This window comes from Micromonospora sp. NPDC047812, from assembly GCF_040704175.1.
Lineage (GTDB): Bacteria > Actinomycetota > Actinomycetes > Mycobacteriales > Micromonosporaceae > Micromonospora.
Map to the genome: position 1 here is coordinate 1 of NZ_JBEYRY010000044.1, position 1,176 is coordinate 1,176.

At 75.3% G+C, this 1,176-nt stretch carries 1 pseudogene; it reads left to right on the forward strand.

What is annotated here, in order from left to right:
• Positions 1 to 12: 12 nt before the first annotated feature.
• Positions 13 to 1,176, forward strand: a pseudogene (locus AB0883_RS30790) (polyketide synthase); the annotation flags it as partial.

Below are 1,176 nucleotides of genomic sequence, written 5' to 3' on the forward strand. Positions count from 1 at the left end.
TTGATGGAGCCGATGTTGGACGAGTTCGCCTCGGTGGTGGCGGGCCTGGACTGGCGGTCGCCGAGGATTCCGGTCGTGTCGAACGTGACCGGTGGAGTCGCGGACGCCGCAGAGATCACCGACCCGGGCTACTGGGTGCGGCACGTGCGGCAGCCGGTGCGCTTCGCCGACGGTGTGGCGGCGCTGCGGGCGCAGGGCGTGGACACCTTCCTGGAGCTCGGCCCCGACGCGGTCCTCACCGCCATGGCAGCCGAGGCGGACGCGCCCGACGACGTGCGGTACGTCGCCACCCTGCGCCGCAACCAGCCCGACGTCACCACCCTCACCAACGCCGTCGGGCAGCTCTGGGCCGCCGGCGTGGCCGTCGACTGGGCGGCGTACCTCGGCCAGACCGGCGCCCGGCCGCGCGTGGTCGAACTGCCCACCTACGCCTTCGACCGGCAGCGCTACTGGCTGGAGGACCCCCGGCCCGGCTCGGCTCCGGATGGCGCCAGCGCCCCGTCCGACGAGCGGTTCTGGGCGGCGGTCGAGTCCGGAGACCTCGGCGTGCTCGGCGACGAGCTGGCGGTGGGCGCGGACGAGCCGTCCACCGCGCTGCTGCCCAAGCTCGCCCGCTGGCGGCGGGCCACGCAGCAGCGGGCCGCCGTCGACGCCTGGCGGTACCGGGCGACGTGGCGTACGGCCGCCGTGCCGGAGTCCGCGACGTTGGCGGGGACCTGGCTGCTGCTGATGGCGCCGGGGCAGGAGGACCACCCGGTGGCCGCAGCCCTGGCCGCCCGGGCCGACCGGGCGGTCCCGGTGCTGATCCCGGCCGGCGCCGACCGCGACCGGGTGGCGCGGCTGCTGCGCGAGGCGATGGGGACCGACGACCGCGACGCCCACGTGGTGTCCCTGCTGTCGCTGGTCGACCCGGGGGAGTCGGCCACTTCCGGGGAACCGGGCACGGTTCCGGCCGCCGCCGAGGTGTCGACGGCGCTGGCCGTGGTGCAGGCGCTGACCGACGTCGGCGGGAAGGGCCGGTTGTGGTGGCTGACGCGGGGGGCGGTGTCGGTCGGCGGCTCGGACGTGTTGGTGGATGTCGCGGGTGCTGCGGTGTGGGGTTTGGGTCGGGTGGTGGGTTTGGAGGTGCCGTTGCGGTGGGGTGGTTTGGTGGATTTGCCGGGTGTGTTGGGTGAG